This window comes from Prevotella herbatica (genome assembly GCF_017347605.1).
GTDB classification, from domain to species: Bacteria; Bacteroidota; Bacteroidia; order Bacteroidales; family Bacteroidaceae; genus Prevotella; species Prevotella herbatica.
The window spans coordinates 1,585,040-1,608,887 of record NZ_AP024484.1 but is presented as its reverse complement, the minus strand read 5'-3'; the positions used below and the strand labels follow the sequence as shown (position 1 = coordinate 1,608,887).

The window sequence follows — 23,848 nt, the reverse complement described above, 5'->3', positions numbered from 1 at the left end:
CAAAATCAATTAAGCCTATTAATTAAAAAACAATGAGTAACCTTCTAAATCTATCCCGAATAAGGAATATCTTCTTTATTTTGGGGGTGTTGCTTTGCATGTCATTATCTGCAGCAGCACAAAACAGAACTATTACAGGTATCGTTACTGACGCTAGCGATGGCGAACCACTTATCGGTGCAACCATTATGCTTCCAGGCAACACAAGTGGCGGAGCTGTAACAGATCTTGACGGAAACTTTAAGATTATCGTACCACAAAGTACAAAGATTCTTACTGTAAGTTATGTGGGATACGTTTCACAGCAAGTATCTATCAATGGTAACAATATTGTCATTAAGATGCAGACTGACCAGAAATCTCTTAATGAAGTTGTTGTAATCGGTTATGGTACGGCACGCAGAAGTGATCTTACTGGTAGTGTATCAACAGTTCAGTCTAAAGACTTTAATAAAGGTATGGTAAGCAGTCCTGAACAGCTTATCAATGGTAAAGTTTCGGGTGTACAGATCATGTCAAACAGTGGTTCTGCAACAGCTGGAAGTACGATCCGTATTCGTGGTGGAGCATCATTGAATGCAAGTAACGACCCACTTATCGTTCTTGACGGTGTGCCATTGGAGCAAGGTGGTATATCTGGAAATTCAAGTAATTTCCTCAGTATGATAAATCCAAACGACATTGAGAGTATGACCGTATTGAAAGATGCTTCTTCTACTGCCATATATGGTTCACGCGCATCAAACGGTGTTATCATCATCACAACAAAGAAAGGTGCTGAAGGTAAGCTAAAAATTGCTTTTAATACAACTAACAGCATGCAGACTCGCACAAAACTTATCGACATGATGAGTCGCAACGATTTTGTAAACACCATAAAGTCACAGGGAACAACAGCCCAGCAGGCTCTTCTTGGTGATGCTAATACCGACTGGAACGACCAAGTGTATCACACTGCTTTCGGAACTGATAATAACTTGAGTTTAAGTGGAAAAGTTGGTTTCCTGCCATTCCGTGTTTCTACTGGATATATGAACCAGAACGGATTAGTTAAGAATGACAATGTTGGTCGTTGGACTGGAAATGTAGTATTAAGCCCTAGTTTCTTTCAAGACCACTTGAAAGTAACTGTCAACGCAAAAGGTACATACAACAACAACCAATTTTATAATAGCAACGCAATATGGGCAGCAGCGACATTTAATCCTACTCAACCTATTTACATGAGTAACCAGACTTATGGCGGATATTATGAATCTCTTGACGCTTCAGGACTGCCAGTAAACGGTGGCGTAAGAAATCCATTAGGTCTTGTAGACCAAAACACATCAAAAAGTACGGTCAAGCGCTTCATCGGAAGTGTTGACCTCGATTATAAGCTCCATTTCTTCCCCGACATGAAATTGCACGCGACAATGGGTACTGATATCTCTGAAGGTAAGGGAACAGTATATGTACCATTAGAGGCTGCTTCAAATTATTCAACTTACGGACTTGATTATGCTTACGGTCCGCAGAAAAACACAAACCGTCTTCTTACACTCTATGCAAACTATAGCAAGAACTTTGAAGATATAAAGAGCAATGTAGAGGCAACTGTAGGTTATGACTACCAATACTGGAAGAGCACAACCCCAGCTTATGCTACATTGGATGCAAAGGGTGACATTCTATCACAGGTAAAGGCAAGTGACTATCGTCATGCATTGCTTTCTTACTATGGTCGTCTGAACTATTCTTATGACGGGAAATATCTTGTTACTGCAACTATGCGCCGTGACGGCACATCACGTTTCTCCCCAGACACACGTTGGGGAACATTCCCTTCTATTGCTTTGGGATGGACACTGACTCAGGAAAATTGGTTAAAGGATAACAAAGTGCTCAATAATCTTAAACTGCGCGCAAGCTATGGTATTACTGGCCAGCAGGATGGTATAGGCAACTACAACTATCTGCCTATATACACTCAGAGCGTTGACGGCGCACAAGCACTAATGAACGGACAATACATATATACATATCGTCCAGAGGCATACGTTTCAAATCTTAAATGGGAAACAACATCATCATGGGATTTCGGACTTGATTTCGGATTCCTCGACAATCGTCTTTCTGGAAGTTTCGACTTTTATACAAGAAAGACAAAAGACCTTTTAGCAACAGTACCTTCAGCTGCAGGAACAAACTTTGCTAAGAATATTCTTACAAATGTGGGTAACGTAGACAGCCACGGTATTGAGTTCTCTCTTAACGCCAATCCTATTAAGACTAAGGACTGGGATTGGAACATAAGCTACAACCTTACTTGGCAGAAAATGAAAGTTAAGAACCTCTCTTTAGTAAAGGGAAGCACCGCAACCAACATTCTTGTAGGTCCAAGCATTGACTCTTATCAATTCCAGGTATTATCAGAGGGTTATGAACCTTATATGTTCTATGTTTATCATCAGCTTTATGACCAGAAAACTGGCAAACCTATTGAGGGTGCATACGCCGACTTAAATCACGACGGACAGATAAACTCTTCTGATTTGTATCGTTACAAGTCTCCAGCCCCTGATTATATTATGGGATTAAGTTCATCTTTACGTTATAAGAAGTTTACTTTCAGCGCAAGTTTCCGTGCAAACATAGGCAACTATGTATATAACGGAATGGCAATGAGCACAGGCGCATGGGAAACCGTAAGCTACAACTCATTCCAATTGAATAATCTGAATAACAGTTATGTAAAGACTGGTTTCAAATCTCGCCAGTATTTGTCTGACTATTATGTAGAGAATGCATCATTCCTGAAATTGGATAATTTAAGCCTCAGCTATAATTTCGGAAATGTAGGAAAGTATATATCTGGACTTACATTATCTGCTTTGGTTCAGAATGTATTCACTATCACAAAATATACAGGCGTAGACCCAGAGGTACCAAACGGAATGGATAATTCTTTCTATCCTCGTCCACGCACTTATTCACTTAGCATTGGTCTTCAATTCTAAAAATCGAAATTCATGAAATCTAAAAAAATAGCAATCAATACACTGGCTCTTGCTGCATTGACAATGCCTATGGCATCTTGTACATCCGATCTTGACCAGTACCCACATACAGAGACTACATCTCAACAGGTGTACACCTCTACAGAAAATTACGAATCTGTTCTTGGAAAGATTTATACGTCAATGGTGACCACTGGACAAGGTAAGGGTGGTCAAAATTCAGACCTAAGTTCTAACATGGGATACGATTACATGAGATGCTACTTCAATTTACAGGAATGTGGCACTGATGAAGTTGCTTCTACATGGTTGTCGGGTGATAAAACTTCGGGTATTACTTATCTGCAGTGGGATGCCAACGATCCTTGGGTTTCCGATATGTATTATCGTATATATTATAACATCACACTGTGTAATGAATTCCTACGCAACTGCACTGATACTAAAATTAGTACATTCAGCGATACCGATCAGCAATTGCTTCGACACTATCGTGCAGAAGCTCGCTTCATGCGTGCGTTGTTCTATTATCACGCACTTGACCTGTTCCGCTATATACCTTTCGTTGACGAAAACGATCCTGTAGGAAGTTTCACTCCTCCTCGCTATACTCCTGCACAGACAGCCGCTTTCATTGAAAGTGAACTTAAATCTGCAGTAACAGATATGTGTCCTGCTTCTGAATGCCCTTATGGACGTGCTTCACAAGGCGCAGCTTATACACTGCTTGCAAAACTGTATCTAAACGATGAGGTTTATACAGGTCAGGCTAAATACACAGAGTGCATTGATGCATGTAATAACGCTATCGCACAAGGATACACTTTGGAAAGTGATTACTCTAAACTATTTAATGCCGACAACGACAAACGTACCAACGAAATAATATTCGCATTACCTGTTGATGCACAGAAGACTGTGTCTTGGGGTTCTACTACATATATCATCTGTGGTGAAATGGGAAATACATCAAGCGATCTTAACGTTGCCGATTATGGAGTAAAGTCTGCATGGGGAATGTTCCGTTCAAGAGGCGAACTGCCTGCTAAATTTGAAACTGGAGACAATCGTGCTAAATTCTTCACGAAAAACCAAACTCAGTATCTAGATGATATTACGAACCAGTCGCAAGGCTACTTCATGACAAAATGGACTAACCTTACCGATGCTGGACAAACTGCTTCTAATACTGCCGATGGTGGTGTAGATACAGATTATCCAATGTTTCGTCTCGCAGATGTATATCTAATGTATGCAGAGGCGGTATTAAGAGGTGGCAATGGCGGAAGCTATGATCAGGCTTTAAAGTATGTAAATGCTTTGCGCGAACGTGCTTATGGTAACACTGACGGTGATTTAAAACAAAGCCAGTTATCTCTTGATTACATTATTGATGAACGAGCACGTGAACTATATCTTGAGAGTGAACGTCGTACAGACCTCATACGCTTCGGCGAGTTTACCACTTCAAAATATCTTTGGCAGTGGAAAGGTGGCACTAAAGACGGTATGGCAGTAGACAACAAGTATAACATCTACCCTATACCTAATACAGAGCTCACCGCTAATCCAAATCTATACAACGAGAACTATTAATACAGCAATTAAATGAAAAAGATATTATACAACATAATGTTGCTACTTACAACTGTTACAATGCTTAGCAGTTGTAATAAGGACGGTGACCTTATATACCTTAACGGGTTCGGGGGTTCTGAACTTACTGCTACAACGAGTGACGTTGTACTGTCAATAGCCAATAGCAAGAAACTTGTATTGTCTATAGAATGGAATAACCCTACTCTACTTTCTTCTGATTCGTCGAAGACTGCTCCTGACGGAGTGCTAAAGACTTATCTGCAAATATCAGCTAATGAGGATTTCAGCGGAAAGGTTAACGAGAGTACTGTAATTTCTCCTTCTAAAGCTTATATAGGTGACGACCTCAATTCCATAGCTAAAGGCTTAGGACTAAGTGCCGATGTTTCGGCTCCTTTGTATTTTCGCATAAAAAGCGTAGAAGGTAACAATATGGAACCAGCATACAGTAATGTTGAAAAGGTTAACGTTACTCCATTTACGATCCACATGAACTTTGTCAGTGTATTAAGCAAGGAAAAGACTGATACTGTAGCTCGCCTTTACAGTGACTCTGAAAACGGAATATATACTGGCTACATGAAAGCAGCTGGTTGGTATAACTGCTGGTTTGTTGAGAACGATGGAACGGTATGGGGTAACTATAACGTTAGTGGCCATGAGTTTGAACTATCTAAGGCTAGCGACGCATGGAATTGCTGGTTTGCTGATGGTAGCGGACATTGGTTTGTTACTGTTGATACAAAGAATGACGTATGGAGTGCCGCAAATATCACCAAAGTCACAATAAATGGTAGTGATTTTACGTATGATAGTAAGAAGGGAGTTTGGACTGCTCTGATTACGACAACAGCCGACAACACACAAATTGGTGGAACAGCAACTGGTAATGAATACAATTCTACAACACGTACTTCTTCATCTGTAGTGAAGACATTCAATCTTCCAGACACAACAATAGCAAAGGCTGGTGTTTACACTGTTAATATGTATATCAACAGTCATGCACAATACAGTTATGAAATTGTTAGCGGAACTGTTACACCTGGTAATCCAACAGTTAAGTTCCCATCAGAACTGGCTATGTATTCTAAAGACGGTTCAACAAAGTTGGCAACACTAGCTAAGACTGGAACAGGTACATACGCTGGTACATACGCTGCACAGCAATGGGAGAACTTCCAAATAGTTGATGAAGAGAATAAGGTGTGGTATGGTTCTGATCCTACAAACCAATATACTCTTGACAGCGGAGATGGAAAGTATGGTCTATGGTTTAATGCTGACTTTACGAACGGAACAACTCTCAATGTGACAGTGGATTTAAACACTATGAAGTGGAGTTATACTAAATAGTTCAATTCTTAAAACTAAAAATTTATGAAATTAAAGTATATATTTCTAGCTTTTGTCAGTATCATTGCATTATCTTCATGCAGTGATACCGATACAACAGTTGCCGAGACTGTACCAACTTACGACATGAGCGGTTTCGCAAAAGGTGCCGATGTAAGTTGGGTTACAGAAATGGAAGCTGCTGGAACAAAATTCTATGATGCAAACGGAAGAGAAACCGAATGTTTGAAGCTGTTGAAATCAATGGGCGTAAACTCTATAAGACTACGTGTATGGGTTGACCCTACTGATGGTTGGAACGGCAAACAGGATGTTCTTGCTAAAGCTCTTCGTGCAAAAGCTCTGGGATTCAGAGTTATGATTGATTTCCATTACAGTGACTCATGGGCTGATCCTGCACATCAGACAAAACCTGCTGCATGGGCAAACGACAACCTAGACCAACTTAAGGTTGACGTAGCAAAACATACAACAGATGTATTGCAGACTTTGAAAGACAAAGGCGTTGATGTAGAATGGGTTCAGGTAGGTAATGAAACTCCAACAGGAATGTTGTGGAAGGAAGGAGCTTATTCTGACACTGATCAGAGCAGTTTCGCTCAACTTATTAATGCTGGTTATGATGCTGTAAAGAGTGTGTACCCTAACGCACAGGTCATCATACACGTAGACAAAGGTAATTTATTAGGTCGTTTCACATGGCTTTTCGACGGATTGAAAGCTAATGGTGCAAAATGGGATGTCATCGGTATGTCTCTTTACCCAGAAGACAGCGATTGGGAAACAGAAACCGGCGACTGCTTAAGCAACATCAAGACACTGGAAGACAGATATGGATGTAAAGTAGTTCTTTCTGAAGTAGGTATGCCTTGGGATTCAGAAAATGCAGGAGCTTTTATGGCTAAGCTTGTAACAGGCTGTAAAGCTATTAACGGATGCCTTGGTGTGTTTTATTGGGAACCAGAATGCTACAACAGTTGGGAAGGATACAGCAAAGGAGTATTTGACAACTCAGGAAAGGCGACATCAACACTAAATATTTTCAAACAATGAAGATAAAACTTATTGCGACATCATTATTAATCTCTGCTACCTGCTTTGCACAGGTACGCAGAGAAGTTAACATTAACAAATGGCAGTTCAGCCGCGATAACACAGAATGGCAACAGGTAACTGTTCCGCATGATTGGGCTATCAGTGGACCTTTTGACAAAAAATGGGACTTACAGACTGTTGCCATAACACAGAATGGCGAGAAGAATAAAACGGAAAAGAGCGGACGTTCTGGTGCATTGCCTTGGATTGGTGAAGGATTCTATAAAACAACTTTCACTGTTCCTTCTGAATATAACCGCGCAATGCTGAAATTTGATGGTGCAATGAGTGAACCTACTGTTTATATTAATGGTCACAAAGCCGGATATTGGGCGTATGGATACAATGCATTTCGTGTTGATGCGACTCCTTATATCAATAAAGACGGAAAGGATAATACGATTGAAGTGCATCTGAATAATGTTGAGGAGAGCAGTCGTTGGTATCCTGGCGGCGGAATATATCGCCCTGTGACATTGATAATGACTGGGGATACAAATATTGACCGTTGGGGCACATATATAAGAACAAACAAAATCAGTAATGGGAATGCCAACATTGCCATAGACACTCATGTACATGGATATGAGAATATTGAAGGACTTCATGCAGAAGTATCTATCATTGATATTACTGGAAATATTAAAGCTCAAAGTAATGCAAAGATAGACAAAATAGGGAACATGCATTCTGAGATGAATATAGCAGATGCTAAGCTGTGGAGTCCTGAAAGTCCATATCTTTATAGCGTAGTGACGAAACTTTATTGTGGAGACAAACTTATTGATGAAACGACTGATAAGACTGGTATTCGTACGATAAGCGTTTCAGCTGAAAAAGGTTTCATGCTAAACGGTATCAGTCGTAAAATTCAGGGCGTATGTTTACATCATGATTTAGGTCCTCTTGGAACAGCGGTCAATAAGGCTGCAATAATTCGTCAGATTCGTATTTTGAAGGATATGGGATGTGATGCTATTCGCACTTCACACAATATGCCTTCTACGATGCAAATGGAAGTTTGCGATTCAATGGGTATGATGGTTATGGCTGAGAGCTTTGATATGTGGAAATATCCTAAATGCAAAAACGGATATGCTAAATTCTTTGATAACTGGGCTGATCGCGACATAACAAATCTTGTTCTTAATCACCGTAATCATCCTAGCATCGTAATGTGGAGTATTGGAAACGAGATTCCTGAGCAATGGAGTGTTGAAGGACGTGAGATTTCTCGTCACTTGCAGGACTTATGCCATAGCCTTGATCCTTCACGCCCTGTAACACAAGGTATGGACAATGCTGAAAAAGCTATTGCTAGTGGATTTGCAAAGGTAATGGATGTTCCTGGATTCAACTACAGAGTATATAAATACGATACAAGCATAAAGCAAATTCCACAAGGTTTTATTTTAGGTTCAGAGACAGCTTCTACAGTTAGCAGTCGTGGAATATATAAATTCCCTATGAAAATCACTGATAACGGTGTTTATCCTGACGGACAGTGTTCTAGTTATGATACAGAATATTGTGGATGGAGTAATCTTCCAGAGGCTGATTTGCTGATGCAAGATGATAGAAGTTACACCATTGGGCAGTTTGTATGGACTGGTTTTGATTATCTAGGCGAACCTACTCCTTATGATACGTATTGGCCTAGCCGTAGTAGCTATTTTGGAATATGCGATCTAGCTGGTCTTCCAAAAGACCGTTTCTATCTTTATCGCAGTGTTTGGAACAAAGCAAAACACACGCTTCACGTATTACCTCACTGGACATGGCATGGACGCGAGGGAGAGGTTACACCAGTGTTTGTATATACAGACTATCCTTCTGCAGAACTATTTGTAAACGGGAAAAGTCAGGGAAGACTGTTTAAGCAGACTTATTCGGTTGCTCCTTCAAGCTCAAATACAGAGAAGCCTCAGCTAGAAAACATGGATCTACTCCGTCGCTACCGCCTTATGTGGGACAAAGTGAAATATGAACCTGGTGAGATAAAGGTTGTGGCATATAATGCCAATGGCGAGAAAGCTGAGGAGAAAATTATATATACCGCAGGAAAGCCAGCGAAATTAGAGGCTAAAGCCGATCGTAATGAGATAAAATCCGATGGAAACGACTTAGCTTTTGTTACCATTAGCCTAACGGACAACAAGGGTAATTTGATTCCTGACGGCTCTGATGAACTTACATTTGAAGTTAAGGGAGCTGGAAGTTTCAAGGCAGTATGTAATGGAGACGCTACAAGTCTTGAATCATTCACTCAACCTCAAATGAAACTGTTCAGCGGAAAGTTGGTTGTCATTGTAGAGAGTAACGGTAAGAAGGGCGACATACTACTTACCGTAAAAGACAATAAATTAGGAAAGACTGTAAAGACAAAGATTATTGCAATCCCTTAATATCGTTGAGATTTACATATCCCCATATATTAATAATTTGGAGTTCGCTCTTCTCATATTGGAGAAGGGCGAATTCGTTTAATCCCTTTCCGTATTCTTTCATATATATCGTTGTATGCTCACCATCTTCATTGGTTTCCATAGCTACAACATATTTATATTTATTATAGTATTGCTGCGCCTCTCTATATATTGTCGGAGCTATTGACGGACGTTCACAATCCAAAATCTTTATACTTTTCAGTTTACCGGCAATCTTACTTATATCCTTGTCGCCCACTCTGCTATTTCCCATAAATTGCAGCATGGCACTTCCTATAGTGACAGTAGTTACTCCCTTAGTGTTTGCGTATTTGTTAAACAGGGCATTCTGCGCTACAGCAATAGTCATGCAGCATAGTAAAGCCAATGATATGATAAATCTTTTCATTTGATGTCTGTTATTTTACAAATTCTTTTATTTATTCATAAGTTCTTCTCCATGCTTCATAGCGTGAGAAAACGTCTTTAGAGCTTTCGCCGTTTCAGCATAAGCATCATCAGGATTTGTGCAGTTTTCTTCCTGCTTTGCATATTCTTCTTCATCAGTACGTTGGTTCAGAAAAAATCCAAGAGAGAACAGCAACAGCAGTGAAGCAGCAATACATCCAATCCAACGCAAACTTGTGATGTTGGCTTTACGTACCGACTTCTTTTCTACCGTGTTCCACATATCAATCTGTTTGGATAGTCTTGCTTCCAAGTCATCAGGCACTTTTGGGTCTTCACCCATTATCATCCTTCTTATTTCCTTTTCTTCAGAATCAGAAGTCTGCGCCTCGCAATATTTATCCATCATATTTTTTATCTTATCCATAGTCTGATCTGCTTTCTAGCCCTACTTAAGTGTACCCTGATGTTAATCATGGATAGTCCTGTCTGTTGAGCTATTTCTTCATAAGAAAAATCATCAATATCCTTTAGAGTTATTATATTGCGTTGCTGTTTCGGCAGTTTGGCAATAAGCCTTGTTACGATAATTCCCGTCTCCTTTTGTTGCATAATCTCTGATGCGTCACACTCATTTGCCTTCAGCGTCATCCCTTCAGGTGGAGAATCAGCCACCGCAAGATGTTTCTTGCGACTTTGGTCAATAAAGATGTTATGGAGAGTTCTTACACTGAAAGCCTCGCAATTCTTCAACTCATTCAAATTATCACGCTGAGTCCACAGTTTCAGCATCGTTTCCTGCACAAGATCTTCCGCTTCCTGACGGTTATGCGTAAGTCTCCATGCAACAAGATACATCTTATTGCTGCAAGGCAGAAAAAGTCGTTTAAATTCAGAGGCTTCCATTTAGTGTGGATTATATCATCTATTTCATATTGCTTAGCATCTTCGGATCAATATTGCCAAACACTTGTACCAATACACCCTCATCTTCGCCAGACGCTACACGTACAACGATTTCCTTGAAATTATCGCCATTCTTCTTAGCATATATTTGAACGTTCTCTTTGTCTTCATTAGTTACGACAACTGGTTCATATCCATATTTTTCCCAATTAATATTCTTTTTGGCAAATTTCTTCTTAATGCTCGCATTGCAATCTTCAAGCACAAGTATTTTAAGTGAGTCTATATCTTTGCCAATATCACCGAGGTCACCAAGATTTATATTCTCAGGAAGATTCACCTTGTCTTTGCCTTGTCCCATAAGTTTTATCATAGACTTATTAAGATTAATACATGTAGCGCCTTTAGCGCTTTTGAATTCACGTATCACGTCATTAACACTTTGTGCAGTGCAAACTGTTGTGGCTAAAGCCAATACCAGTGAAAGAAAAATCTTTTTCATAATGAATTTTGTTTTAAAAGTTTATAACCATTTGTAGCGCTTACAATAACATAGACGTAATATTCTGATTTATGTTACAATTAATTTATATAATTGTAAAAATGCCAAAACATCTTTAAATTACGAAGATAAACATTCTCTGTTATATTGTAAGCTCACAAACTGGTATTTTATTCTTTTTTGGCAATAAATTGGTTCTTAGTCAATTCAGCGATGATACCCTCCATAAATGGGCTAAAGACAGAACGCTCTACCAGAAAAAGTTTTTTTAATGTCACTAATGTCATAATGTCACTAGCCCTTTGTTTATCGGGCTTCAGCCAGTGACATTAAGTGACATTATCGGGACAAAAGTGACATTAAACTCCAAATCATACCTATTTTTGGCGATTTTTCACCCAAAATGAAGTACATATATAGACACTTTTTCGTTTATGATGGTCTGTACTTGTCATTATGTGTACTATACTTCGCAAGATGTTTAGTTCTTATCTCAGAACTATACTGCAAAAATAATAGTAATATCCATTCACTCTACTCTTGTAGTCTTATTGATAATTATTTGTTTACCTACGTCATGTAATACCCTTTTTCACGTTAGGCAATTCAATTACCTAACGTGGGTAATTGAGTTGTTCACGTTGGGTAACCCGATTACCTACGTTGGGTAATCGGATTACACACGTGCTGAGGTAATCGAATTACCCAAAAGCTGAGAAAATCTAGGTAATAGTTTGTGTGCTCAGTTTCTATATTTATTTGCATCCTTCAAAGTTATTCCTTTGTGTTTATACATGTACGGAGTCGTATTTTGAATTATTTATGCTATTCAGGGAGCCAGTCTTTATGTTCAAAAAGCTCCATCAGTACAAATTAAGTATTATGCAAATAGCATAATTGCGAAAAAAACGCTAAAAATAGGTGTACTTTAGGGTTTAATGCCACTTTTACCCCGATAATGTCACTTAATGTCACTGGCTAAAGCCCGATAAACAAAGGGCTAGTGACATTATGACATTAGTGACATTAAAAAAACTTTTTCTGGTGGAGTGCTAAAATATTGCCACCTGAAATTAACGAGGAATCAATAAATTATCAGAATAATGATGTTTATACATGAAAACCAATAATTGCTTTTTTATTTTGTATTGTGTTCGGCTTGCAGTATCTTTAGATAAGAGACGCGGCGCCTCAACAATAAAAATAAAAAATTGCCTTTTTATTTTGTATTGTGTTCGGCTTGCAGTATCTTTGCAGAAACAAAAAAAGATACGAATGTCTGAAGATTTTGATATAAGAGAAGACAGTTTGTCTACGGCTGAAAAAGAATTTGAAAACGCTTTACGACCTCTTAAATTCGCTGATTTCAACGGTCAGAAAAATGTGGTGGAAAACCTCGGAATATTCGTTGAAGCTGCTAAATATCGTGGCGAACCTCTTGATCACACATTACTTTACGGGCCTCCGGGACTTGGAAAGACGACACTTAGCAATATTATTGCCAATGAACTTGGTGTGGGATTCAAAATAACCAGCGGTCCAATATTAGACAAGCCTGGTGATTTGGCAGGAATACTTACATCACTGGAAGCTAACGACGTGCTCTTCATTGATGAAATTCATCGGCTATCGCCCGTAGTTGAGGAATATCTGTATTCTGCAATGGAAGATTACAGAATAGATATTATGATAGACAAGGGACCTTCGGCACGCTCGATTCAGATAGACCTTAATCCTTTCACTCTTGTGGGAGCTACAACTAGAAGCGGTATGCTTACAGCTCCTCTGCGTGCAAGATTCGGAATCAACATGCATCTGGAATATTATGATCCAAAAACACTGCAACGCATCATTAAGAGAAGCGCAATGCTGCTGAGAGTTCCAATAGAAGATGATGCAGCTGTGGAAATAAGTCTGCGTAGCCGAGGTACTCCACGTATTGCAAACTCTCTGCTTAGACGTATGCGCGACTTCGCACAGGTAAAAGGCAATGGAACTATAACGGGCGAGATTGCACAAATGGCCCTACAATCACTGAACATCGATAAATACGGACTTGACGAGATTGATAATAAAATATTATTGACTATAATAGACAAGTTTCGTGGTGGTCCTGTTGGAATAAGTACAATCGCAACAGCTATAGGCGAAGATACTGGTACCGTGGAAGACGTTTACGAACCGTTCCTTATCATGGAGGGATTTATTAAGCGCACACCGCGTGGACGCATGGCAACCAAACTAGCATACGAGCATTTAGGAAGGAATCCTTATGCCGGAGATTCTATGCAAGCAGACTTGTTTGAATAGAAAGAACTGCTATTTAATACGAATTATTTGCATATAACTTAATAAAAGATTAATTTTGCAGCAAATAAACTGATATATGAGAATAGGATTATTTACTGGCACGTTCGACCCGTTTACAATAGGTCACAAATCAATCGCTGACAGAGCATTACCACTTTTTGACAAGTTGATTATTGCCGTAGCGTTAAGTAACAGCAAGCATACTGCCAAAGAGATGGAGGAACGTGTGGACAATATAAAAAGCATATTCCAAGGAATTGACAACGTTGAGGTAAAACCATACAGCGACCTGACGATAGATATGGCTAAACGAGAAGGTGCCAAATTTATTGTACGTGGGGTAAGATCAGTCAATGACTTTGAATATGAACGTGAGCAAGCAGATATAAACCACCGCCTAAGCGGAATAGAAACCGTCTTGCTATTCTCTGATCCTAATCTTTCAGGTGTTAGCAGTTCTATGGTAAGGGAACTGCAATCATTTGGCAAGGATGTATCTGAATTCTTACCGAAAAAAGATTAATGCATTAATTATATGATAACATACAATGTAGACGGCGTGAAAATGCCGAAGATAAAGAAACGTCTAACCAACAAATGGATTAAGGCTGTAGCTGATACGTATGGCAAAAAGACTGGCGACATTGGATATATGTTTGTTGATGACGAGAAGATTCTTGAAGTAAACAACGAATACCTCGGTCATGATTACTATACCGACATCATCACTTTTGATTATGACGAAGAAGACGTGATAAGCGGTGACTTGGTAATAAGCCTTGACACAGTACGCACTAACGCAGATAAGTTTGGCAAAGAATACACTGAAGAACTTAACCGCGTGATTATCCACGGCATATTGCACCTTTGCGGAATAAATGACAAAGGACCTGGAGAAAGAGAAATCATGGAGGCCGACGAGAACAAGGCTCTCGCTATATTAGCTTCGCTACAAGACTAAGCAACACTTATATACAAATAATAAAGCCACAGCGCAACCATTATCTGGTTTACGCTGTGGCTTTATCATTATTATATGTTCCTCCTTATTGTGATACCATCAACTTGACAGCCTTCATAACAATAGGATTACTTTCATTGATAATTTGGAAATACTCACTCATATCCCACAAATCACGTGCAACAAGAGCTTTCAATTGAAGTTTCAACTGTGGCAAAGTAGCATTCAATTCCTTATCATCACGAGGCTTTATCTTCTGTTTTGCGGCTTCATTGATGATATCTTTCACAAATGATTCAGGTATCTCATAACGAGCCATGAAATCACCAAATGTAGGATATTTGCTCTTTAGTTGGCGACGGTTATTATCTACATATTTAAGATTGGCATTAATAACGATGCTGCGCGCAGCCAACTCTCTGAAGAAATGTGTGTAGAGTGTTGTATCAAGCGGAACGAAATAATCAGGCATAATACCACCACCACCATATACAGTACGGTGCTCGCGCAAAGTCTGGTATTTAAGTGAATCCGCAAAATGTATGCTGTCAGCACTATAAAGTTCACCATGCTCAAATCTATGCTCTATATCCATAGCATAATCAAGTTGCTGCCCCTTCTTATAAGGCTTCTGGATGCAACGTCCAGAAGGAGTATAATAATGTGCTATCGTAAGACGAATCATACTGCCATCACTGAAATCTATAGGACGCTGTACAAGTCCCTTTCCAAAAGAACGTCTACCGACAACTATTCCACGGTCCTGGTCCTGTATAGCACCTGTCACAATCTCTGCAGCAGACGCTGTAAATTCGTTGATAAGCACAATAACTTTACCATCAAGCAGCTTTCCGTCGCCTTGAGCACGATATTCCTGTTGTTGAGTACTTCTACCCTTCGTATAAACAATAAGATCGTTACGACGCAAAAATTCATTTGCTATCTGAACAGCAGACACAAGATAACCACCTCCATTCTCTTCCAAATCCAGAATAAGGTCTTTCATGCCTTGCTTTTGAAGAGACTTAACAGCTTCCATAAATTCTTCATAAGTAGTAACTCCAAAGCTACCTATACGGATATATCCTGTCATAGGTCGGATTATATATGCCGCATCTATCGTCTTTACAGGTATCTTGTCACGGGTAACTACAAACTTCAATATACCTGGTATTCCACGTCGCACAATACCGAGCTTTACTTTAGAGCCTTTAGGACCACGAAGTTTTTTCATGATCAGTTCCTTTGACATCTTCACTCCTGCAATTGCAGTATCGTTCACTGAAACAATTCTGTCACCAGCTATTATACCAACCTTTTCAGAAGGTCCATTTACGACAGGCTGAATAACAAGTAACGTATCTTGTACGATATTAAATTGGACACCAATACCCTCAAAAGAACCTTGAAGTGGTTCGTTCATTTCTTTTGTCTCTGCAGCTGTGGTATAGGCAGAATGAGGATCAAGTTTCTCAATCATTCCACGAATACCGTCTTCTACAAGTTTTTTCTCGTCAACAGTATCAACATAAAGGTTACTGATAGCCATTTCAGCTATCTGCAACTTACGCAGCGGACTATCTTTACCGAAGTCTATACTCTGAGCGGACATGTTAAGAGTGAGGAGGCTAAAGAGCAAGAATAATACTGTTCTTGGCTTTGCCACATACATACTATATTTTAAAAACATTTTTTTCATATTATTCTTTTTATTAACCTTCTACTTAATAATTCTAAATTTCGTCCAACAGTTCTTCGTCAGGGATATCTTCTTCAACGACAAGATTATCGATTATGAAATTCTGACGTTCCATAGAGTTCTTGCCCATATAATATTCAAGTAGTTTACCAACTTGATCGGTCTTGTGAATTGTTACCTGTTCGAGACGCATATCTGGTCCGATGAAATGTACAAACTCATCAGGACTAATCTCGCCAAGACCTTTGAATCGAGTAATTTCTGGGTCAGGTCCAAGTTCCTTAATCGCATTTTGTCGTTCTTCGTCAGTGTAGCAATATCTAGTGACAAAATCGCTCTTCTTTTCCTTCTTTCCCACTTTAGCATCTTCCTCAGCAATAACTTTCTTATTCTTTATCTTTGTACGCTTATTACGTACACGGAACAAAGGAGTCTGCAATACAAACACGTGCCCTTTCTTTATAAGTTCAGGGAAGAACTGAAGGAAGAATGTTATTATAAGCAGTCGGATATGCATACCGTCTACATCGGCATCGGTAGCCACAATAACTTTATTGTATCTTAACGAGTCAAGTCCGTCTTCAATATCAAGCGCAGCCTGAAGAAGATTAAACTCCTCATTCTCATAAACAACTTTCTTGGTTAGACCGAAAGAGTTAAGCGGTTTACCTCTCAATGAGAATACAGCCTGCGTATTTACGCTACGGCTCTTAGTGATACTTCCACTGGCAGAGTCACCCTCGGTAATGAATATAGATGACTCTTCTTTGCGTTCGTCCTTAGCATCACAGAAGTGAATGCGACAGTCGCGCAATTTACGGTTGTGCAGATTAGCCTTCTTTGCTCTTTCACGTGCCAGCTTCGTAACGCCAGCCATAGCTTTACGCTCATGCTCGCTTTCCTTGATTTTATTCTCCATAACTTCGGCAACATCCGGATGAATATGGAGGAAGTTGTCTACGTTCTGCTTTATAAAGTCACCAACGAATTTATTAATGCTTTCTCCATCAGGAGACATCTGTGTCGAACCTAACTTTATTTTTGTCTGACTCTCGAACACCGGTTCGTTAACGTTCAGTGCTATAGCAGCTACTATGCCGTTACGAATATCAGTATATTCATAGTTTTTATTAAAAAACTCTTTTATTGTCTTTGCGATATGTTCCTTAAAGGCACTCTGATGAGTTCCTCCCTGGGTGGTATGCTGACCATTTACAAAGCTATGATACTCCTCACCATACTGATTGGCATGAGTAAATGCAATCTCTATATCCTCACCGATGATATGAATTATTGGATAAAGTCCATCGTTGGTCATATTGTCATTCAACAAATCTTCAAGACCATTACGACTCTTTATTCGTCGTCCATTATACATGATCGTAAGTCCACTATTAAGGTAGGTATAGTTGCGCAGCATTACCTCTACGATATCATCATGGAAATTATACCCTTTAAAAAGAGTACTATCTGGTTCAAAATAAATATAAGTACCCCCCTCATCATCAGTTTTAGACGTCTTATCAGACTTCTTTACACCTTTCTCGAACGAAAGTTCACGTACCTTTCCATCACGATATGATTTCACTACAAAATGTGAACTCAATGCATTAACAGCCTTTACACCGACACCATTCAATCCAACACTTTTCTTAAACGCCTTAGAATCATATTTACCGCCAGTGTTTAGAACGCTTACAGCCTCAACAAGTTTACCCTGTGGAATTCCACGGCCATAATCACGCACACTGACCCTGAGATTGTCCTCAATATCAACTTCTATTCGGTCTCCAGCTTTCATCTTGAACTCGTCAATTGAATTATCAAGGACCTCCTTCAACAATACATATATACCATCTTCGGGCAGATTACCGTCGCCGAGACGTCCGATATACATACCGGGACGAGTGCGCACGTGTTCCATATCCGAAAGATGTCGGATGTTATCATCAGTATATTCAACCAATGGCTCCTGATTGTTGATTTCTTCGTTTATGTTCTCGTTTTCTGGCATATTTATATTTTTGACTTATTTTATTCTTTCCGCATCGGAATATATCCAAGATGAAGAAGCTTTACTTAAATACTTTTTCTGAAGCAACGGCGACGCTTATGGTTTACAGGTTCAAATGCTCCCCACTGACTCTGCACACCAGCGTTTGATTCCATCTCCACCTGACTTTCGCCCCATTTAATTCCAGCAGCCTGATAGCGTGGAATCAAGTCATAAAACAATAAGGCATTGGCTCCCTTCGCTCTATATTCAGGTAATACCCCCATAAGCAACAAGTCTATACCCTCAGTTTTATTGAATTTTAAAGCCCTTATAACATGCCACCATCCGAAAGGTAGTAATCTGCCACGATGACATTTCTGCAATGCACGTGAAAGTGAAGGGATTGTTATTCCCATACCAACCAACTTATTGTCGGCTCCGGCATCCTCAATAACAGTTATATAATCCAAATTAGCTACAGGCATATACATCTTGACATATTGATCTATCTGCTTCTCTGTTAATTCAGCAAAACCATATAAATCAGTGTATGTATCATTGATAAGAGCAAACAACTTACGGCCATAACCACCTTCATAAACATCCTTTTTTGTGAGTTTACGAATTCTCAAATTATAGCGCTTCATTACCATCTCTGCCAACTTGCAATACCTTTCTGGGATAGCATCTGGAACAGGAAGGAAATACTCAACATAGTCATTATCCTTTTCAAACCCACCAAGTTTTTCTATGTGTTCTGGATAATATGGATAATTATATATCGTAGGCATTGTGCCCAACTTATCAAATCCCCAAGTGAGCATGCCTTCTGGATCCATATCTGTAAACCCTAACGGACCAACCATTTCATTCATACCCTTTTGTTTACCATAATCCTCAACAGCTTTCAAAAGTGCACGGCTTACATCTATATCATCAATAAAGTCTATCCAACCAAAACGTACAGACTTCTTATTCCATTTTTCGTTTGCTTTATTGTTTATTATAGCCGCTACACGACCGGCTACTTTTCCGTCTTTATAAGCTATAAAATATTGAGCTTCACAAAAATCAAATGCAGCATTCTTGTCTAGAGAAAGTGTATTTAGCTCATCGCTATAAAGATTAGGAACATCATATTCATTGCCTTCGTAAAGGTCATAATGAAATTCTATGAAGGTTTTTAAATCCTTCTTCGTTTCGACCTTCTTTATTTCTACTAATGACATTATATTTATTTTTTATATTTAAAACATGCAAATTTAATTAAAAACATGCACATTTCAAAATTTACATCATTTTTTTGCAGATTATTAAAGCATGTTGGTCATTCCAAGCTGTCGTTGCAAAGATATATACATCGCCTCCATCTTTTATTTTCAATCGTTTTCGCAACTGGTCTGTTGACAAAGGGAAATTCCTCACGGTGATATTTGCTCGTTCGACACCTTTCAGCTTTTGCTTTAATTCTTTTTTATTAAATGATGACACTGACATGATATGGAATCTACGACCAGGAAAATCATCGATTTCATCGTTGGAAATAAACAAATGAGAGTTTTTCCCTATGCTAGATACATTATAACGTGAAACTATTTGATCAAAACATCCTGTTTTCATTATAGACGCATTCGGCTCATAAAGACATTTAGCCTGATCAAGAGGAATTGACAACACTGCAACATTAGATTCTTCTTGTGTTGTAATGAATACATCTTCATTATTCACGCAAAACAGCTTAACAGGGTGCTGTTGTGCATCCTTGCACATGATCAAAAGCAATTCTTTGCATTCGTTGTCAACACTTACAACATGCACTTCAATAACATATTTAAGTTTTTCTACAGCTGCATGCCAATCAAGCATAGGCGACAACTTTATAATTACCACAGATGCTTTTTCAACAAGTTCATCGCATAGTTCCACAACATCAGGTGTACAGTCTTCTATCGCATAAGTCTTTGCCCCATTGACATCGCGCCGTGCTGGATCAAGATAAATCACTGCATTTTCAGCTTTCATCGAGTGTATATAATCCACACCATCACCACATTTCACATCTGCATGGTGCATTCCCAATAAGTCAAGATTTCGCTTTGCGATATTACACAGATGCTGTTGACATTCTACATAAACAGCTTTATCGAAATTGCGACACATAAACGAAAAGTCTACTCCAAATCCACCTGTGAGATCTATTAGTAAAGGCATTCTATCGCCACTTCCATTTTGTAATCTTTCACAAATAGAAGCCTTGTACATTGCTGTAAACTCGCTGGAACATTGCTCCATAGAAATATGAGGCGGATATATCATTCCGTCTATTTCTGCCCATGAAGGCATTTTACTGCGGGCTACCTGCCAACCACGAATTTGATCGAGTGCCCACGGCATGTCTATATCTGGAAACTTGGTAGCAAGAAAAGCGAGCTTCCGTACATCTTCAGATTTATGTAAATTAATAAACTCGGAAACGTTCATTCTTCTTTTGCCTCCTCTTGCCTCTTTTCGAGAATCTTCAGCAAATAGTTGAAAGCCTCCAAACCGACAAGCACCAAGAATGTTGCCGACAATGCCAAAAGATACATTCCTACACCACAAGTAAGACCTATGGCTGCGGTAGCCCATACTCCGGCAGCAGTAGTCAGCCCGTGGACTGCATTCTTTTGGAATATTATAGTACCTGCCCCAAGGAAGCCGATACCACTTACAACTTGTGCTGCGATTCTTGATACATCAAGTCGCATCTGCGAATTTGCAAGAACTCCTTCAAAGCCATATACTGAAATTATCATGAAGAGAGCTGAACCAAGCGCAACAAGAAAATGAGTACGCAATCCTGCAGCCTTTTCACGATATTCACGTTCCAAGCCTATCATACCACCCAATAAGGCAGCAACAAATAAGCGTAATATAAAATCCAACGTCATAAAAACTCCTTTGATTTATGATTAATTTATTGTTAAACACTGCTTGCGACAACAGAAGCATTAAGCCTTATAGAATTTTATGCCTAGTGTCGCTGTATATTATGCAAAGATAATAATTTAAACAACAAATTAATCATAAATCAAAGAAAATCATTTATTGCTATTTTCTGTTATGATAGCTTTCGTTCATGAAGAGATAGGTATTCTTATAACCACCGTAATCTACAACAATCTTCTCGAATACAATTGCAGGGTCAACAGGGGTCAAAACTAAATTATGAATATCAACACCTCTATTCAAAGGAAGAGTAACAACGCTCTCTACGACCCTTTTTGCAATAGTTGGATAATATATAGAATATATGTTCTCTGGGCGTTCATTTAGTTTTCCATTGAAGTTGACATTTACTTTCTTTCCATTGTCAAGAGACACATTATACGAAAGCCCCCCCTTATTGAGATAGTCAAGTGTAGACTTAACCACAATATGAATTTTCACACTGTCCTTTTGATTATCTGTAGCTTTAAATCTATATGTCACGCTTGCACCATCTGTAGAATTGGTATTTGGCATAAGAGTAAGTCCACTAAGTGTACGTCCCATATAAGGAATAACGGTCCATTCCGCTTTAGAATTTGAAGGCTTTGCATGATAATAATGTTCTGCTTCCATTGACACTACCCCATTATTTCCTTGAAATGTAAAACCGCCAGAAGCCGTGTCAGAGACTCTATATAACTTTGGCATAATCTCATGTGGAAAATTATCATTCCAACTTGTATATCCTATATGTTTTTGAGTCATCATTCCATTCCATTTTCCTCCGGCTATATCATGATTATAAGCTGCACATAATATAGAGTCGCGCTTAAAAGCCTGTTCACAACGTTCTGCCCATATATTTGCAGCAGGATCATCATTATTATAAAGACTGTTATTCATCGCCTGCGCATAATACATATAATATAAATTACTCATTGCCTGAACTGGGAATAAAATAAGTTCGTTGTAAGCGTCACGTTGATCTGGACGTAATATGATATACTGTCGCAAAGCCTCTGTTTCTAACTGATGATATTGCGCTACTACCTGTTCCCATTCGCCAGTTTCAAGGTTATATGTATTCTTGTCTAGCATCTCTGCCGTTACCCTACCGTTGTATTTACATACTAGATTAAGTATTCTCGCTGCTTCGGCAGCCTGTTCGTCACCAAACTGCTGCTTGCAAAAAGCTAATGTATGTTCAGTAACATTCTCTGGCTTATATTTGTCAGTATTCCACGCCATATCCATAAACAGTGATATAGGATATTCCATTGGTTTAAGATCACCAACATTAAGAATCCACATACGATTTATTCCATTGTTATAAGCTAGTTTCAGTTGTTCGCACATATTCTGAGTAGGAGTCACGTTGAGCCATTTCGTATTTCGTGGAGCACCCACGTAATCTACATGGTAATAAAGTCCCCAACCTCCAGGATGTTTTCTTTCTTTTTTATTTGGCACTCTTCTGATATTACCCCAATTGTCATCACACAACATTATCGTAACATCATCAGGCACACGCATTCCCTTGTCGTAATAATCAAGAACCTCTTTATACAAAGCCCATACCTGAGGAGTCTTTGAAGCTTGTTTTCCAGTAACGTCACTGATAATTTTGCGCTGATTAACCACTACTTTTTCCAAAAGCTTTGTATCTGCATCTGTACTCATAGCCTCATCACCGTCACCACGCATGCCTATTGTCACGACATCTTCTTTACCTTTTATCCTTTCTATACCTTCACGGAAGAATTTATCCAAAGTTGCTTGATTGGTTTTATAGTTCCATGCCCCATATTCTTTTCTGTGACGCGACCATTCTTCATGATTGCGTGCCATTGGTTCATGATGGGAAGTACCAATAATAACACCCATTTCATCGGCAGTTTTACTATTTTCGATATCATCAGCATAAAAAGCCCATCCCCACATTGCAGGCCAAAGCATATTACCTTTCAATCGAAGTATCAACTCAAACACACGTGAATAGAATCTATGATCACCATAGTTTGTTCCGTAGGTGTTTTTAACCCATGACGTGAGACAAGGAGCCTCGTCATTAAGGAAAAGTCCACGATAGCTGACGGAAGGAGTTCCGTCGCTATACGTGCCTTTGTTTACATAAATATTATCATGATGTTCTATTGGAACATCTGCCCAGAAATACCATGGAGAGACTCCTATCTGCGAAGACACTTCATAGATGCCATATATCGCTCCCCGTCTGTCGCTTCCAGCTATTACCAGTTGTCTACCTACAACGGTGATGATATACTTCTCGCTCTTCCCACGAAGTTGACGGACATCAATCTTACCTTCCTTTATAAATTTATCGATTATGGTAGAGTGACCTATTGTCCCAACTACAACATCAGCCTTAACAGCATCTGTAAAAACAGTTTTAGCCCCACATACTTTGTTTATATCTCCAGCCAGATTATGAAGAGCAATTCCGACTCCCTTCATCTCATCGTTTCCAACATAAAGATTTACACTGTCGTTGCGATTGAGCATAATATCACCAGAAGTGAAACTTACGAAACGGCTTGCTGCAATTATAGGCATAGCCAATAATGAGATAAATAATAAAGTGATATTTCTGAGCATGTTCA

18 protein-coding genes are annotated in these 23,848 nt (G+C 39.1%); 8 read left to right on the top strand and 10 right to left on the bottom strand.

Translation table 11 applies throughout. The features are described 5' to 3' along the window. Window positions 1-32: 32 nt before the first annotated feature. Genes prwr041_RS06090 through prwr041_RS06070 form a run of 5 tightly spaced genes read left to right on the top strand, consistent with a single transcriptional unit; the run spans window position 33 to window position 9,454 of the window. Window positions 33-2,999 (top strand): SusC/RagA family TonB-linked outer membrane protein, encoded by a 2,967-nt coding sequence (locus prwr041_RS06090; RefSeq protein WP_207155441.1) that lies wholly within the window; start codon window positions 33-35, stop codon window positions 2,997-2,999. Between the two features lie 12 nt (window positions 3,000-3,011). Beyond that, a complete protein-coding gene (locus prwr041_RS06085; RefSeq protein ID WP_207155440.1) occupies window positions 3,012-4,595 on the top strand; it encodes a RagB/SusD family nutrient uptake outer membrane protein in 1,584 nt (527 codons plus the stop codon). 12 nt (window positions 4,596-4,607) lie between these two features. Continuing rightward, on the top strand, window positions 4,608-5,954 hold the full coding sequence (locus tag prwr041_RS06080; RefSeq protein WP_207155439.1) for a DUF5111 domain-containing protein: 1,347 nt from the start codon (window positions 4,608-4,610) through the stop codon (window positions 5,952-5,954). Between the two features lie 24 nt (window positions 5,955-5,978). Then, complete coding sequence (locus tag prwr041_RS06075; protein ID WP_207155438.1) at window positions 5,979-7,007, top strand: glycoside hydrolase family 53 protein; 1,029 nt, start codon at window positions 5,979-5,981, stop codon at window positions 7,005-7,007. After that, on the top strand, window positions 7,004-9,454 hold the full coding sequence (locus prwr041_RS06070; protein ID WP_207155437.1) for a glycoside hydrolase family 2 TIM barrel-domain containing protein: 2,451 nt from the start codon (window positions 7,004-7,006) through the stop codon (window positions 9,452-9,454). The genes prwr041_RS06075 and prwr041_RS06070 overlap by 4 nt, the downstream gene beginning before the upstream one ends. Here the strand turns inward: prwr041_RS06070 and prwr041_RS06065 are convergent. The 4 genes from prwr041_RS06065 to prwr041_RS06050 are packed head-to-tail and all read right to left on the bottom strand — an operon-like array spanning window position 9,438 to window position 11,291. After that, complete coding sequence (locus prwr041_RS06065; RefSeq protein WP_207155436.1) at window positions 9,438-9,884, bottom strand: DUF4252 domain-containing protein; 447 nt, start codon at window positions 9,882-9,884, stop codon at window positions 9,438-9,440. The genes prwr041_RS06070 and prwr041_RS06065 overlap by 17 nt on opposite strands. A gap of 27 nt (window positions 9,885-9,911) precedes the next feature. Further along, window positions 9,912-10,310, bottom strand: a complete 399-nt coding sequence (locus prwr041_RS06060; protein WP_207155435.1) for a hypothetical protein — start codon at window positions 10,308-10,310, stop codon at window positions 9,912-9,914. Beyond that, on the bottom strand, window positions 10,298-10,789 hold the full coding sequence (locus tag prwr041_RS06055) for an RNA polymerase sigma factor (RefSeq protein ID WP_207155434.1): 492 nt from the start codon (window positions 10,787-10,789) through the stop codon (window positions 10,298-10,300). The genes prwr041_RS06060 and prwr041_RS06055 overlap by 13 nt, the downstream gene beginning before the upstream one ends. 19 nt (window positions 10,790-10,808) lie before the next feature. Further along, window positions 10,809-11,291 carry a DUF4252 domain-containing protein gene (locus prwr041_RS06050; RefSeq protein WP_207155433.1) on the bottom strand — a complete coding sequence of 161 codons (483 nt, stop codon included), beginning with the start codon at window positions 11,289-11,291 and terminating at the stop codon, window positions 10,809-10,811. Window positions 11,292-12,566: 1,275 nt separating this feature from the next. Here prwr041_RS06050 and ruvB point away from each other — a divergent pair. The 3 genes from ruvB (at window position 12,567) to ybeY (ending at window position 14,562) form a co-directional block, all read left to right on the top strand. Beyond that, window positions 12,567-13,601: a Holliday junction branch migration DNA helicase RuvB gene (gene ruvB, locus prwr041_RS06045; protein WP_207155432.1), complete on the top strand. Its 1,035-nt coding sequence runs from the start codon at window positions 12,567-12,569 to the stop codon at window positions 13,599-13,601. A gap of 76 nt (window positions 13,602-13,677) precedes the next feature. After that, window positions 13,678-14,124: a pantetheine-phosphate adenylyltransferase gene (gene coaD, locus prwr041_RS06040; protein WP_207155431.1), complete on the top strand. Its 447-nt coding sequence runs from the start codon at window positions 13,678-13,680 to the stop codon at window positions 14,122-14,124. Window positions 14,125-14,136: 12 nt separating this feature from the next. After that, on the top strand, window positions 14,137-14,562 hold the full coding sequence (ybeY, locus tag prwr041_RS06035; protein ID WP_207155430.1) for an rRNA maturation RNase YbeY: 426 nt from the start codon (window positions 14,137-14,139) through the stop codon (window positions 14,560-14,562). A gap of 85 nt (window positions 14,563-14,647) precedes the next feature. On the opposite strand, the gene prwr041_RS06030 is transcribed toward ybeY, so the two are convergent. The 6 genes from prwr041_RS06030 to prwr041_RS06005 form a co-directional block, all read right to left on the bottom strand. Beyond that, window positions 14,648-16,174: a S41 family peptidase gene (locus prwr041_RS06030; RefSeq protein ID WP_207155594.1), complete on the bottom strand. Its 1,527-nt coding sequence runs from the start codon at window positions 16,172-16,174 to the stop codon at window positions 14,648-14,650. 121 nt (window positions 16,175-16,295) lie between these two features. Next, a complete protein-coding gene (locus prwr041_RS06025) occupies window positions 16,296-18,275 on the bottom strand; it encodes a DNA topoisomerase IV subunit B (protein WP_207155429.1) in 1,980 nt (659 codons plus the stop codon). A 65-nt stretch (window positions 18,276-18,340) separates the two neighbouring features. Next, the gene (locus prwr041_RS06020) at window positions 18,341-19,486 is read right to left on the bottom strand and encodes an N-acetyltransferase (protein WP_207155428.1); all 1,146 of its coding nucleotides are present in this window, start codon (window positions 19,484-19,486) and stop codon (window positions 18,341-18,343) included. Window positions 19,487-19,547: 61 nt separating this feature from the next. Further along, complete coding sequence (locus prwr041_RS06015; protein ID WP_207155427.1) at window positions 19,548-20,738, bottom strand: THUMP-like domain-containing protein; 1,191 nt, start codon at window positions 20,736-20,738, stop codon at window positions 19,548-19,550. After that, window positions 20,735-21,187 (bottom strand): MgtC/SapB family protein, encoded by a 453-nt coding sequence (locus tag prwr041_RS06010; RefSeq protein WP_207155426.1) that lies wholly within the window; start codon window positions 21,185-21,187, stop codon window positions 20,735-20,737. The genes prwr041_RS06015 and prwr041_RS06010 overlap by 4 nt, the downstream gene beginning before the upstream one ends. 160 nt (window positions 21,188-21,347) lie before the next feature. Next, window positions 21,348-23,843 carry a glycosyl hydrolase 115 family protein gene (locus prwr041_RS06005; RefSeq protein ID WP_394370809.1) on the bottom strand — a complete coding sequence of 832 codons (2,496 nt, stop codon included), beginning with the start codon at window positions 23,841-23,843 and terminating at the stop codon, window positions 21,348-21,350. Window positions 23,844-23,848: the final 5 nt, after the last annotated feature.

Coding starts and splice junctions, on each gene's coding strand:
- prwr041_RS06090 (WP_207155441.1), top strand. CDS start 33: ATGAGTAACCTTCTAAATCTATCCCGAATAAGGAATATCTTCTTTATT.
- prwr041_RS06085 (WP_207155440.1), top strand. CDS start 3,012: ATGAAATCTAAAAAAATAGCAATCAATACACTGGCTCTTGCTGCATTG.
- prwr041_RS06080 (WP_207155439.1), top strand. CDS start 4,608: ATGAAAAAGATATTATACAACATAATGTTGCTACTTACAACTGTTACA.
- prwr041_RS06075 (WP_207155438.1), top strand. CDS start 5,979: ATGAAATTAAAGTATATATTTCTAGCTTTTGTCAGTATCATTGCATTA.
- prwr041_RS06070 (WP_207155437.1), top strand. CDS start 7,004: ATGAAGATAAAACTTATTGCGACATCATTATTAATCTCTGCTACCTGC.
- prwr041_RS06065 (WP_207155436.1), bottom strand. CDS start 9,884: ATGAAAAGATTTATCATATCATTGGCTTTACTATGCTGCATGACTATT.
- prwr041_RS06060 (WP_207155435.1), bottom strand. CDS start 10,310: ATGGATAAGATAAAAAATATGATGGATAAATATTGCGAGGCGCAGACT.
- prwr041_RS06055 (WP_207155434.1), bottom strand. CDS start 10,789: ATGGAAGCCTCTGAATTTAAACGACTTTTTCTGCCTTGCAGCAATAAG.
- prwr041_RS06050 (WP_207155433.1), bottom strand. CDS start 11,291: ATGAAAAAGATTTTTCTTTCACTGGTATTGGCTTTAGCCACAACAGTT.
- ruvB (WP_207155432.1), top strand. CDS start 12,567: ATGTCTGAAGATTTTGATATAAGAGAAGACAGTTTGTCTACGGCTGAA.
- coaD (WP_207155431.1), top strand. CDS start 13,678: ATGAGAATAGGATTATTTACTGGCACGTTCGACCCGTTTACAATAGGT.
- ybeY (WP_207155430.1), top strand. CDS start 14,137: ATGATAACATACAATGTAGACGGCGTGAAAATGCCGAAGATAAAGAAA.
- prwr041_RS06030 (WP_207155594.1), bottom strand. CDS start 16,174: ATGTCCGCTCAGAGTATAGACTTCGGTAAAGATAGTCCGCTGCGTAAG.
- prwr041_RS06025 (WP_207155429.1), bottom strand. CDS start 18,275: ATGCCAGAAAACGAGAACATAAACGAAGAAATCAACAATCAGGAGCCA.
- prwr041_RS06020 (WP_207155428.1), bottom strand. CDS start 19,486: ATGTCATTAGTAGAAATAAAGAAGGTCGAAACGAAGAAGGATTTAAAA.
- prwr041_RS06015 (WP_207155427.1), bottom strand. CDS start 20,738: ATGAACGTTTCCGAGTTTATTAATTTACATAAATCTGAAGATGTACGG.
- prwr041_RS06010 (WP_207155426.1), bottom strand. CDS start 21,187: ATGACGTTGGATTTTATATTACGCTTATTTGTTGCTGCCTTATTGGGT.
- prwr041_RS06005 (WP_394370809.1), bottom strand. CDS start 23,843: ATGCTCAGAAATATCACTTTATTATTTATCTCATTATTGGCTATGCCT.